Below are 11,823 nucleotides of genomic sequence, written 5' to 3'. Positions count from 1 at the left end.
CATTATAGCTTTTCGGCAGTCTGTTTTTGAATAAATCCATCACTGTAAAAGCACTGTCCTGCGGTGTTTTTCTTCTTAAAAAGAAGAAATCGCTTGATTTTACCGATAAATCGGGAAGTTCTCCGTGATTAATTTTGTGTGCGTTTACGATTATAAGACTTTCTTCGGCTTGCCTGAAAATTTTGTTAAGCTGAATTACCGGTATTGTTTTACTTTCGATTATATCGTGAATGATGTTTCCCGGTCCGACTGACGGCAGTTGGTCCGCATCACCCGAAAGGATAATTCTTGCACCTGTTTTGACCGCTTTTAAAAATGACGACATAAGATTTACGTCAATCATACTGACTTCGTCAAGAATTATAACGTCATACGGCAGTGGATTTTCTTCGTTGTGCGTAAAAATACTGTAACCCTCAGAAGACCGTTGAGTGCATAAAAGACGGTGTATTGTCTTTGCCTCGTAACCCGTAACTTGGCTCATTCGCTTTGCGGCGCGCCCTGTCGGCGCGGCAAGTGCGATTGAAAGCTTTAAATCTTCCAAAAGCTTTATTATTGTGTTTATTGTTGTTGTTTTACCTGTTCCCGGACCGCCGGTAAGAATCATACAACCTGCCGAAAGTGCGGTGACAACGGCATTGCGCTGCTCGGCGGCAAGGTATAAATTTGTTTTTGCTTCAAGCGCGTCAATGGCTTTTTCTGCTTTTTCTTCGGTCATTGTGAATTTTTGCGTGTTTTGCGACATTGCAATAAGTCGGCGTGCAATGTAATATTCAGACTCATAATAGCTGTAAAGATAGTATGCGTCAATTCCGTCAACTTTATCTTGGAACAGCTCTTTTGAAGAAAGCAATTCGGAAACAGCCGCAATTACTTCGTCATCGGTGACTTTTAATGTGTAGACGGTATGCTCGATTAATACATCTTTCGGCATATATACATGACCGCTTGTATATGCGGCACTGCGTAAAATATGTATAATTCCCGAACGTATACGCATAATGCTGTTTTTAGGCAATCCCATATTAAAGGCTATTGTGTCCGATGTTTTAAAAGAAATGCCGTCAACCATATCAGAAAGGATATACGGATTTTTCTTTATGAGTTCAACCGAATTTGCACCGAGAGAATTGTGTACTTTTACTGCGGTAGTTGCGGAAATTCCGTACTGTTGAAGGAACATAACGATATTTTGCATAGACTGTATTTCTGCAAATTGTTCGCCTATTTTCTTCGCTTTTTCTTTGCTTATTCCTTTGATTTCGGCAAGTTTTGACGGCTGGGTAAGCATTATTTGAAATACGTCCAGTCCGAAATGGTCGACAAGTTTTTTTGCGGTAGCCTCGCGTATACCGCTTATTATTCCCGAACTTAAATATTTAATAATAGACTCCTCGTCCGACGGCATAACTGTTTCATAATATTCCGCTTTGAATTGTTCGCCGTAATCGGGGTGAGTTGTCCAATTACCCGACAGGGCAACGCTTTCACCCTCCGTTATAAACGGCATATATCCCGTTGCGGTGAATTGTCCTTCTTCAACGCTGTCGATTCCGACAACAGAATAACCGTTGTCGGGATTGGAATATATAATTTCTTCAACTGTGCCTGTTACTGTAATAATTTCACTCATTATTTTGCTCCGATACGGCTATTGTGCCGTTTGAAATTCCTGTGATTTCTGCGCCTTTTGTTTCAAGGTATTCTATGTAATCAATCTGTTCTTTTCTGATAGTTTCGCCTGTGTATATAACCGGTACTCCGGGCGGATAAGGTACAACCGTACTGCAAGAAATATGTCCGATTGAATTCTGTAATTTAGTGTCCCTTTGATTTGAGAAAAATGCTTTTTGCGGAAACAGTTTTTCTTTGCAAATCGGTGGGAAAGTCAGATTTAATGTGCTTTTTGCTTGAGGTGTATTGTTTGTAATTTTGATAAGCTCATCAAAAAGCGCGTCCATATCCGATTGCGTGTTTGACGGCGTAACAATTAAAACTATGTTGAATAAATCAGCCATTTCAATGTCTATGCCGTTATTTGAAAGTATGTCATCAACGTCAAAGCCTGTAATATCCAAATTTGAAAAATTCAGCACAAGCCTTGTCATATCGTCATTTTCAAGAACTTTGATACCTGTATCGGTGATTTTTTCTTTAAATGATTTGCACATATCATATGTTTTCTCCCACATTGCACCGTCGGTTAATTCATCTCTTGCAATGTCCGCCGATGACGCGATGACGTATGACGGACTTGACGATTGAAACATATAAAGCGATTTTTCAAGACGTTTTCTATCGATTAAATCGCCGTTTATGTGAAGATACGAACTTCCGTTCATTGCATTAAGCGTTTTGTGAGCACTTTGGCATACTGCGTCTGCATATTTTACTGCGGTTTGCGGAAATAAATTGCTTGCGATAAAGTGCGCTCCGTGCGCCTCGTCAACAAGTAAAGGAATATTTTTTGCGTGACATTCTTCGGCTGTGTTTTTAATGTCGGAACATATTCCGTAGTAATTCGGTGATGTAATTATAACCGCATCAATGTCGTCCGTTAAATATTCTTTTAGTGTCCCTGTACCTTTGGGGACACTAAAACTGCTGTCTATTTCTTTCGGAAACAATTTTAAATTGATACCGAGTAAAGCACAAGTGTTTATAACGCTCATATGGCAGTCGCCTGCCGAAAGCAGTGTGCCGCCGGGCTTTACACTTGCACATATCATAGACTGAATTGCAGATGTTGAACCGCCTGTGAGTATGTAGCTTTTGTCGCTGCCGTAAAGGTTTGACAAAAGCTCTTGTGCTTTTAAAACATACTCACCGGGGTGGATAAGATTTTCCGTTGCGGAAAGTTCCGTTACATCAAGGGACAGTAAATCTTTTTTTAATCCTCTGCCGTTTTTGTGACCGGGCATTGCAAATGATATTCTGTTTTGTTTTGAGTATGCAAGCAAATGCTCATACAGTGGTGCTGACATAGACACATCTCCTTATTTGTTTCCTATTATTATATAAAATTTTTGCGTATATGTAAAGTAATATGGAATACAAAATTGAAAAACGCAAAAGAATATGATATAATAGTGACAGGTTCAATAACAATAGTTATTTTTGGAAAGGACAGATAAATTATGAATGTATATGATGCGATAATGAAAAGAAGAACGATAAGAAAGTTTGAACAAAAGGCAGTCAGTGAAGATAATCTTGTGAAACTTGTGGACTGTGCAAGAGTTGCGGCATACGGCGCGAATGTTCAGCCGCTTAAATTTATGATTGTAAACAACAGCAAAACGCTTCAAAAAATATACCCAATGACAAAGTGGGCAGGCTATCTTGCAGACGGTGCACCGAAAGAGAATGAACGCCCTGCGGCATATATAGCGGTACTTGGCGACAGCAGTATTAAATCAAATAAAATGTATGAAGTTGAGGCAGGCGCGGCAGTAACAACAATGATGCTTGAGGCGGTTGAAATGGGACTTGGCACTTGCTGGCTTGGGGCTATACAGCGCGATGAAATAAAAAAACTTTTGGAGTTGGATGAAAATCTTAATGTTGTATATTTGCTTGCGGTAGGCTATCCGAAACAGGAAAGCAAAATCGTGGATATGAAAGATAATGACGTTAAATATTATGAGGACGAAAACGGAGTTATAAATGTTCCGAAACGTTCGCTTGAAGAAATACTTATAAAATAAAACAAAAGGGACATCACTTGATGTCCCTTTGAATTTACTTGATTATGCGCCTAAAATAACAAGAACTGTTGTTGTTATAAGGAAAAGAATTGCAATAGTTGTTGTAAGCTTAATGAACATTGCTTCCTTAGTAGTTCCGCCGTTCTTTTTAAAGAATGAATCGCCCATATCAGAAGATGCACCTTGAATACCTCTCATACCCGGATCCTTACCTTCCTGAGCCATAACTACAAATATAAGTATAACAGATACTATCAAATGTAATACCAAAAATAGAGTTTGCATTATATAAACCTCCTTTTTCTTCTAAAGTAAATCATTAAATACTTATCTATTATATCACAAATTCTAAAATTTGCAATACTTTTTTTGCCTTTTTGTAAATCAGTTTTGTTTTTAATGCTTTTGAGCAAAATATGATAAAAAATTTCTGATAATAGCAAAAAACTGATGGTAACTGTACTTAAATTGATGTATAATATTATTATAATTAATATTACGGAGGAATTTTGTAATGGAAAGATTAAAGAGAACGGAAAAAAACACACTTACGGAACGTGTACTTCAATTCGGTGAGGGCAATTTCCTGAGAGGATTTGTGGATTGGATGATAGACAAACTTAACAAGGAAAACGGCGGAGATTACGGTGTGACAATAGTTCAGCCGCTTACGGGCGGACTTGTTGATAAGTTAAATGCGCAGGACGGACGATACAGCTTGTATTTAAGAGGACTTTTAAAAGGCGAAAAGGTTGAGGAAACAAGAATTGTTGATTGTGTGACAAGAGGTATCAATCCGTATACAAATACAGATGAATTTTTTGAATGTGCAAAAAATCCCGACTTACGTTTTATCGTTTCAAATACTACAGAGGCAGGTATCGAGTACAAGCCTAACCAAAATCCCGATGATTTTAACGGACTTACTTTTCCGGGCAGACTTACTTTGTTTATGAAGAAAAGATTTGACGAGGGACTAAAAGGTTTTATACTTCTTCCATGCGAATTGATTGACAAAAACGGTGACAATCTAAAGGAATGTATTTTAAAGTACAGCGAGGATTGGGGTTACGGCAGTGAATTTGAGAAGTGGATTGAAACCGAAAACCATTTTACAAATACACTTGTGGACAGAATAGTTACAGGTTATCCGCGAGATAATGCAAAGGAAATGGAGCAGTCATACGGTTATCTTGACGATATGATTGACACTGCGGAGATTTTTCATTTGTGGGTAATAGAGGGTGATAAGAAACTTGCGGAGGAAATACCGTTCCATAAAATCGGTCTTAATGTACTTTGGACAGACGATGTTACACCGTACAAGAAACGTAAGGTGCGTATTTTGAACGGTGCGCATACAATGACAGTGCTTGCGGCACATCTTGCCGGCCTCGAAACAGTCAAGGACGCAATGGACGATGAACTTGTATTTTCATTTATGAAACAGGGTATTTTTGAAGAAATTATTCCGACTCTTGATTTGCCTAAAAACGAACTTGAACAGTTCGCAAATGACGTAATCGAAAGATTTAAAAATCCGTTCATCAAGCATTATCTTTTGAGTATTGCTCTTAATTCCGTTTCAAAATACAAAGTGCGTGTGCTTCCGAGCGTGCTTGAATATATTAAGGAAAAGAATTGTGAGCCGAAACGACTTGTATTTTCACTTGCGGCACTTATCGCATTTTACAGAACAGACGCGGCGAATGATGATAAAGCGGTAATGGAATTTATGAAAACGGCAAGTGCGGAAGATATTCTTAAAAAGACGGAATATTGGGGTGAAGATTTGTCATTCTTACTTCCGACTGTACAAAAACATCTTGACGAAATCGAAAAGAACGGTATAAGAAAGGCTATGGAAAAGGTAGTTGACTGAAAATGAAACAGATAAAAATTAATGAAAAGGATAACGTAGCCGTTATGCTTGAGGGCGAATTGAGCGGTCATAAAATTGCCCTTAACGATATAAAAAAAGGCGAAAATATAATTAAATACGGTTATCCTATCGGTCATGCGACAGAGGACATAAAAAAAGGCGACCATGTACATACGCATAACATTAAAACGAATTTAAGCGGTGTGCTTGAATACAAATACGAACCGCAAAGAAACGAAATACCGAAAACGGAAAAACGCACTTTTATGGGTTACAGACGTGCAGACGGCAAAGTCGGTATAAGAAATGAAATTTGGATTGTGAACACTGTCGGTTGCGTGAACAAGACGTCCGAAATACTTGCAAGAGAGGCTGATAAGCTGTACGGCGATATGTGTGACGGTGTGTTTAATTATGTGCATCCGTTCGGCTGTTCTCAGCTTGGCGATGACCAGAAAATGACTCAAAACGTGCTTAAAGGTCTTGTCAATCACCCTAATGCGACAGGTGTGCTTGTGCTGGGATTAGGCTGTGAAAATAATAATATTTCCGTATTTAAAACAGTTCTTGGTGAAGTTGACGAAAACAGAGTTAAATTTATGAGTACGCAGGATTTTGATGATGAAATCGGTGAGGGGTTGCGTCTTATAGGCGAGCTTGCCGAATATGCGAAAAATCAAAAACGTGAAGAATGTGATGTGTCGGAGCTTGTTGTCGGTTTGAAGTGCGGCGGCAGTGACGGCTTTTCCGGACTTACCGCAAATCCGCTTATAGGGAGATTTTCCGATAAGCTTATAAGCAAGGGCGGAAGTACGGTGCTTACGGAAGTGCCTGAAATGTTCGGTGCGGAAACGATTTTGATGAACAGATGTGTTAATGAAGAAGTTTTTGATAAGACGGTTTCGCTTATAAATGATTTCAAGGATTATTTCACAAGTCATAATCAAGTCGTTTATGAAAACCCGTCACCGGGTAATAAAAAAGGCGGTATAACCACGCTTGAAGATAAGTCGCTCGGTTGCGTGCAGAAGTCGGGCAGTGCAGACGTTGAGGACGTTATTGAAATCGGCGGAAGTGTTACAAGAAAAGGACTTAATCTGCTTACCGGACCGGGTAACGATATTGTTGCGGTAACAAACCTTACCGCGTCGGGTTGTCATTTGATACTGTTTTCAACAGGACGCGGTACACCTGTGGGTGCGCCTGTGCCGACTGTGAAAATTGCGACGAATACAAACCTTGCAAAAAGAAAACCACATTGGATTGATTTTAATGCAGGTGAGATTATAAACGGTGCGGATTTGACCGATGAACTTTTTGAATATGTTATAGAAGTTGCAAACGGCAAACAAACGAATAATGAGAAAAACGGTTATAAGGAAATTTCAATTTTCAAAGACGGAGTTGTATTATGAAAGAGTGGCTGTGCCGCTCTTTTTTTGACTAAATGACGAAAATGTGATAAACTGAACAAAAAGGGGTGAGATTATGAAAAGAAAAATTTTTATACTGACGGCACTTGTTATGATGATATTTTGCGTCAATGCGTGTGCGTTTTCTGATGTACAGAGCGGAAGCTGGTATTATGACAATGTAACCGATATGACAAACCAAGGATATTTAAGCGGTTATGAGGACGGAACGTTCAGACCTGACGGAACTGTTACAAAAGCGGAGCTTGTATCGATAGTCGGCAGAATTGCGGGGCTTCAAGAGAGTGCAAAGCAAAACAATCATTGGGCAGACGGTATGGTGCAAACGGCACTTACAAAAGGTTTGTTCGATTGGGACGAGATACCGCCTACGGCACAAACATATGACGAGCCGATAACAAGACAGTTGGCGGTTAAAATTGTTATGAATGCATTTTTTAAAGACGAACGCGGTGATTACAACAGAGTGAGTTCGTCTGTATCTGATTTTGCACAGCTTGACGGACGATATTATGACAGTATGATTGCGGCTTACTGCAAAGGCATTGTATACGGTGACGACAAGGGCAATTTAAACCCGAAGTCATCAATTACAAGAGCTGAGGCTTGTGCTATAATTATGCGTGCGGCGAGTATGAAAGGTGATTTAAAACCTTATGAGCCGACTGTGACGGAGCAACCAAAACCGCAAACGACAAGAAAAGGCGGTGTAAGTGAAAACGGTGCGTTGCACGTTGACGGTACGCAACTTATGAATGAAAACAACGAGCCTGTCGTGCTTCACGGTATGTCGTCACACGGTTTGCAATGGTTTGGTAATTTCGCGGCCGAAAATGCTGTTAAAGCAACTGCTGATTACGGTGCAAACTTGTTCAGATGTGCAATGTATACCGATGAGGGTGGATATATAAGCAATCCGTCTGTAAAAGATACACTTATAAATGCGGTTGACAGTGCGATACGTCAGGATATGTATGTAATAATCGACTGGCATATACTGTCGGACGGAAACCCTATGCAACATATTGATGATGCGGTTGATTTCTTTGGCGAAATGTCGGAGAGATATAAGGACAGCAATGCTGTGCTTTATGAAATATGTAATGAGCCGAACGGCAATGTGACTTGGAACGATAATGTAAAACCGTATGCCGAAACGGTGATACCTGTTATACGTGCAAATACAAACGCTATTATATTAGTAGGAAGTCCGACATGGAGTCAGGATTTGCATGAGGCTGCAAAAAATCCGATTAATGCCGAAAATATAATGTACACATGCCATTTTTACGCGGGAACTCACACCGATTGGCTAAGACAACGTATAGCCGACTGCGGTTTGCCTGTGTTTGTGAGCGAGTGGGGTACAAGTGCGGCTGACGGAAACGGAGGTGTTTATCTTGACGAGGCGCAAAGGTGGATTGACTTTATGAATGAACGCGGAATAAGTTGGGCGAATTGGTCGCTTTGCGATAAAAATGAATCATCTGCCGCACTGGTGAACGGTGCGAATGTGAATGACGGAATAAGTGAGGACGAACTTACCGAAAGCGGAAAATTTGTTTTTAAAAATTTCTGAAAAAATGTTTAAACTCTTAATTTGGTGGTATATATAATACATAAGCACGAAAGAGAGGGGTGGAATTTATGAAATACGTTGTTACGATTGCGAGAACTTACGGCAGCGGCGGTAAGGAAATCGGTAAATTGCTTGCGAAAGAACTCGGAATAAAATATTACGGTCGTGAGATTTTTGAAATGTCACAAGGAGTTGAGAGTGATTTGGATTCCGGCGATGATGAAAGTATTCATAATGCATCTCTTGAAGAGGCTGACGAATTGTTTAAACAACAGTCTAAAACAATTCGCGAAATTGCCGAAAAAGAATCGTGCGTTATAGTCGGACGATGTGCCGATTATGTGCTTCGGGATATGGATAATGTCGTTAAGATTTATCTTTACGCACCAATCAGAGATTGTATGCGTCGTGTAATAAGATTGTATGAGCTTAATCCCGAAGATGCAAAAAGTCTTATTCATTCGATGAACAAGACAAGAGGTGATTATTATCAGCATAATACCGGTTTGAACTGGTCCGAGGCTGTGCATTACGATATATGTCTTAATACAGCCGGATTGAAAAAAGAAAAGGTTATTGATATAATCAAAAACTATATAAAAACGAAAATAGATTGATTTGATAAATCCTCCAAAAAAGCGGTGCTAAAATAACAGCACCGCTTTTTAAATGTTATATTTTATGCTTTGCTATGCTCTGTACCTTGATTGCAGAATAAAAGAGTTATGCACCATAGACCTGCAAGACCTACAATAACATAAATAATTCTGCTTATGATTGCGGTTTGACCGCCGAAGATTGACGCAACAAGGTCAAATTTGAAAAGTCCGACAAGCAGCCAGTTTACCGCACCGATAATTGTTATGATTAAAGCAGTATTGTTCATAATACTTACACTCCTTTTGAATTGGTTTATATTGTTGTTTTTAGTGTAAACAAAGAAGTGAAATTTTAAACGTGGTAATAACTTCATAAAAAACTTCATATTATATATGGGGTGAGAAGATGGGGAGAAAAGCTATGATGTATTTTATTTCTGTTGTTATAATAATAGTAACTACATTGATGTTTGTGCTTTTTGCCAGCGGTGAAACCGATACGAACAATATTGTGTTTTTGAAAGGATATGGTTGGGAAGTGAGGACAAAATCTGTCGAAAAGGAGGATATTATAATTCCGAAACCTTTTGACCGCGTGTATGAAAATTATAATGATATTCAATTAAAGGCCGGACTTGATTTAAGACCGTATATGGGTATGAAAGGCGTGAGATATACATATATAGTAGAAAATTATCCGAAAGATGTCGGCGAAGAAGTCAGGGCGAATGTAATCTGCATAAATAACGAACCTGTCGGCGGTGATATAATGACCGTAAGTATCCGCGGATTTATACATTCTTTGAACTTTGACGATTCACTTCGTTAAAATTTGATTACAAATTATTAAGTTTTGTAATAATACCAAAAATTATACGTGTAAAAGTATACAAAAAAATATTCGCAAAATCATTAAATTTGTATAAAATTTAATGATTTTTTTATACAAAAAAGCTTGCCAAAACGGCTGTTATAGTGTATAATAACAGTGTTGTGACTAAAGTATGCGAAAGCATATAGGTACTGACAAACGATGAAGCGGGAGGTTGCGGCGATTTAACGTCGGTTTTTCTGTGGAGTGAGTCCGATTCATGAAACCGGGCGGCAGTCAATGTATACTTAGGAAAAGTGCGGTCTTTTGACGGCATAAGACAGGATAAGTATGCGGCGAAATTGGCTAACTTTGCCCGAACTCTACAATATGAGGTTCGGGTTTTTTTATAAGGGTGATGCGAAACACCCGGCGGTGTGTGCCATTTTCTTTAAGCGCTGTCGTGCAGATTACAACACAATAACAATTCGAGGAGGGAAAAGTATGGCAGCAAACCAGAAAATCAGAATCAAGCTTAAGGCTTATGACCACGTTGTACTTGATCAGAGTGCTGAAAAGATTGTTGAGATTGCAAAGAGAACAGGTGCTAAAGTTTCAGGTCCTATTCCGCTTCCTACAGATAAGGAAGTTATCACAATCCTAAGAGCGGTTCATAAGTATAAGGATTCTCGTGAGCAGTTCGAAAGAAGAACTCACAAAAGATTGATTGATATAGTTGTTCCGGGTGCTAAGACTATGGAATCACTAATCAAAATTGATCTTCCTGCTGGAGTGGATATCGACGTAATCCAGAAGTAAGATCGTCTATAAAGTGCAGTAGCCTATGCGGCTATGATGCAGGTCAAGTTTCCGATAGCTTTTGCGGAAACCAATAACTGTTAAGGAGGAAAAATCAATGGAAAAAGCAATTTTGGGTACAAAGATTGGTATGACTCAAATCTTTGGCGAAGGCGGAGTAGTTATTCCTGTAACTGTTGTTATGGCAGGCCCATGCGTAGTTACACAGAAGAAGACTGTTGAAACAGACGGCTACGAAGCTGTACAGGTTGGTTTTGGTGACGTTAAAGAAAAGCACCTTAACAAACCGCAATTAGGTCATTTCAAAAAGGCAGACACTGCAAACAAAAAGTATGTCAGAGAGTTCAGACTTGATGATTGCGAAAGTCTGAATGTTGGTGACGAAATTAAGGTTGACATTTTCGCAGCCGGAGACAAAGTAGACGTAAGCGGTATTTCAAAGGGTAAAGGCTTTGCTGGTCCTATGAAACACGGTCTACACAGAGGTCCTATGACTCACGGTTCAAAATCAAAGAGAGTTTCCGGTTCAATGGGTATGTGCTCAAACCCTGGACGAGTTTTCAAGGGTAAGGTACTTCCGGGACACATGGGTGTTCAAAAAGTTACAGTCCAGAATCTTGAGGTTGTTAAAATCGACGCTGAACAGAATTTAATCCTTGTAAAAGGTGCAATTCCGGGAAACAAGGGCGGACTTGTTACAATCAGAAACAGCGTAAAGGCATAATCGAGGTTATTGGAAAGGAGGAAATATAATGGCTAAAGTGGCTTTATATAACATGGAAGGCACAAAGACAGGCGATATGGAAGTATCAGACACTATCTTTGCTGCTGAAGTGAATAAATCAGTTTTGCATCAGGTAGTTGTTAACTATCTTGCAAACCAAAGACAAGGCACACAGTCTACAAAGACACGTACAGAAGTTCGTGGCGGCGGTATTAAGCCTTGGAGACAAAAGGGTACAGGTCGTGCAAGACAAGGTAGTATCCGTGCTC

At 39.4% G+C, this 11,823-nt stretch carries 13 protein-coding genes; 9 read left to right on the top strand and 4 right to left on the bottom strand.

Annotated elements, in window-relative coordinates; translation table 11 throughout:
- Together ACLTU0_RS07915 and ACLTU0_RS07910 are read right to left on the bottom strand one after the other, a co-directional pair.
- The coding region (locus tag ACLTU0_RS07915; protein ID WP_412321952.1) for an AAA family ATPase at positions 1–1,633 on the bottom strand (1,633 nt) is incomplete at its 3' end.
- On the bottom strand, positions 1,626–2,984 hold the full coding sequence (locus ACLTU0_RS07910) for an aminotransferase class I/II-fold pyridoxal phosphate-dependent enzyme (protein WP_412321950.1): 1,359 nt from the start codon (positions 2,982–2,984) through the stop codon (positions 1,626–1,628). The genes ACLTU0_RS07915 and ACLTU0_RS07910, both read right to left, overlap by 8 nt.
- A 153-nt stretch (positions 2,985–3,137) precedes the next feature.
- On the opposite strand from ACLTU0_RS07910, the gene ACLTU0_RS07905 reads away from it, so the two are divergent.
- Positions 3,138–3,707: a nitroreductase family protein gene (locus ACLTU0_RS07905; RefSeq protein ID WP_337599835.1), complete on the top strand. Its 570-nt coding sequence runs from the start codon at positions 3,138–3,140 to the stop codon at positions 3,705–3,707.
- A 42-nt stretch (positions 3,708–3,749) separates the two neighbouring features.
- Here ACLTU0_RS07905 and secG read toward each other — a convergent pair whose 3' ends face one another.
- Complete coding sequence (secG, locus tag ACLTU0_RS07900) at positions 3,750–3,992, bottom strand: preprotein translocase subunit SecG (RefSeq protein WP_022231061.1); 243 nt, start codon at positions 3,990–3,992, stop codon at positions 3,750–3,752.
- A 229-nt stretch (positions 3,993–4,221) separates the two neighbouring features.
- Between secG and ACLTU0_RS07895 the strand changes: the two genes are divergently transcribed.
- The 4 genes from ACLTU0_RS07895 to ACLTU0_RS07880 all read left to right on the top strand — a co-directional run bounded on the left by ACLTU0_RS07895 (position 4,222) and on the right by ACLTU0_RS07880 (position 9,218).
- The gene (locus ACLTU0_RS07895) at positions 4,222–5,589 is read left to right on the top strand and encodes a tagaturonate reductase (protein WP_412321948.1); all 1,368 of its coding nucleotides are present in this window, start codon (positions 4,222–4,224) and stop codon (positions 5,587–5,589) included.
- Between the two features lie 2 nt (positions 5,590–5,591).
- Positions 5,592–7,004, top strand: coding sequence for a UxaA family hydrolase (locus tag ACLTU0_RS07890; protein WP_412321947.1), 1,413 nt, complete (start codon positions 5,592–5,594; stop codon positions 7,002–7,004).
- 73 nt (positions 7,005–7,077) lie between these two features.
- A complete protein-coding gene (locus ACLTU0_RS07885; RefSeq protein ID WP_147514169.1) occupies positions 7,078–8,601 on the top strand; it encodes a cellulase family glycosylhydrolase in 1,524 nt (507 codons plus the stop codon).
- 68 nt (positions 8,602–8,669) lie between these two features.
- Positions 8,670–9,218 carry an AAA family ATPase gene (locus ACLTU0_RS07880; protein ID WP_412293600.1) on the top strand — a complete coding sequence of 183 codons (549 nt, stop codon included), beginning with the start codon at positions 8,670–8,672 and terminating at the stop codon, positions 9,216–9,218.
- 62 nt (positions 9,219–9,280) lie between these two features.
- Here the strand turns inward: ACLTU0_RS07880 and ACLTU0_RS07875 are convergent, their stop codons facing one another.
- Positions 9,281–9,487, bottom strand: a complete 207-nt coding sequence (locus tag ACLTU0_RS07875; protein ID WP_412321946.1) for a DUF378 domain-containing protein — start codon at positions 9,485–9,487, stop codon at positions 9,281–9,283.
- 134 nt (positions 9,488–9,621) lie between these two features.
- Here ACLTU0_RS07875 and ACLTU0_RS07870 point away from each other — a divergent pair, with 134 nt between their 5' ends.
- The 4 genes from ACLTU0_RS07870 to rplD all read left to right on the top strand — a co-directional run.
- Positions 9,622–10,029, top strand: a complete 408-nt coding sequence (locus ACLTU0_RS07870; protein WP_022231067.1) for a DUF4830 domain-containing protein — start codon at positions 9,622–9,624, stop codon at positions 10,027–10,029.
- Between the two features lie 486 nt (positions 10,030–10,515).
- Positions 10,516–10,830 carry a 30S ribosomal protein S10 gene (gene rpsJ, locus ACLTU0_RS07865; protein WP_022231068.1) on the top strand — a complete coding sequence of 105 codons (315 nt, stop codon included), beginning with the start codon at positions 10,516–10,518 and terminating at the stop codon, positions 10,828–10,830.
- 97 nt (positions 10,831–10,927) lie between these two features.
- A complete protein-coding gene (gene rplC / locus ACLTU0_RS07860) occupies positions 10,928–11,554 on the top strand; it encodes a 50S ribosomal protein L3 (protein WP_412321944.1) in 627 nt (208 codons plus the stop codon).
- Between the two features lie 28 nt (positions 11,555–11,582).
- Positions 11,583–11,823 (top strand): 50S ribosomal protein L4 (gene rplD / locus ACLTU0_RS07855; protein WP_412321942.1); only part of this gene is annotated, 241 nt, incomplete at its 3' end.

Origin of the sequence: Hominilimicola sp., assembly GCF_046972485.1 — a bacterium.
Classification (GTDB): domain Bacteria; phylum Bacillota; class Clostridia; order UBA1381; family UBA1381; genus Hominilimicola; species Hominilimicola fabiformis.
Note: the sequence above shows the minus strand (reverse complement) of the source record. Positions and strands in the feature narration are given on the sequence as shown.

Coding starts and splice junctions, on each gene's coding strand:
- ACLTU0_RS07885 (WP_147514169.1), top strand. CDS start 7,078: ATGAAAAGAAAAATTTTTATACTGACGGCACTTGTTATGATGATATTT.
- ACLTU0_RS07910 (WP_412321950.1), bottom strand. CDS start 2,984: ATGTCAGCACCACTGTATGAGCATTTGCTTGCATACTCAAAACAAAAC.
- ACLTU0_RS07905 (WP_337599835.1), top strand. CDS start 3,138: ATGAATGTATATGATGCGATAATGAAAAGAAGAACGATAAGAAAGTTT.
- rpsJ (WP_022231068.1), top strand. CDS start 10,516: ATGGCAGCAAACCAGAAAATCAGAATCAAGCTTAAGGCTTATGACCAC.
- ACLTU0_RS07870 (WP_022231067.1), top strand. CDS start 9,622: ATGATGTATTTTATTTCTGTTGTTATAATAATAGTAACTACATTGATG.
- secG (WP_022231061.1), bottom strand. CDS start 3,992: ATGCAAACTCTATTTTTGGTATTACATTTGATAGTATCTGTTATACTT.
- ACLTU0_RS07880 (WP_412293600.1), top strand. CDS start 8,670: ATGAAATACGTTGTTACGATTGCGAGAACTTACGGCAGCGGCGGTAAG.
- ACLTU0_RS07895 (WP_412321948.1), top strand. CDS start 4,222: ATGGAAAGATTAAAGAGAACGGAAAAAAACACACTTACGGAACGTGTA.
- ACLTU0_RS07875 (WP_412321946.1), bottom strand. CDS start 9,487: ATGAACAATACTGCTTTAATCATAACAATTATCGGTGCGGTAAACTGG.
- ACLTU0_RS07890 (WP_412321947.1), top strand. CDS start 5,592: ATGAAACAGATAAAAATTAATGAAAAGGATAACGTAGCCGTTATGCTT.
- rplC (WP_412321944.1), top strand. CDS start 10,928: ATGGAAAAAGCAATTTTGGGTACAAAGATTGGTATGACTCAAATCTTT.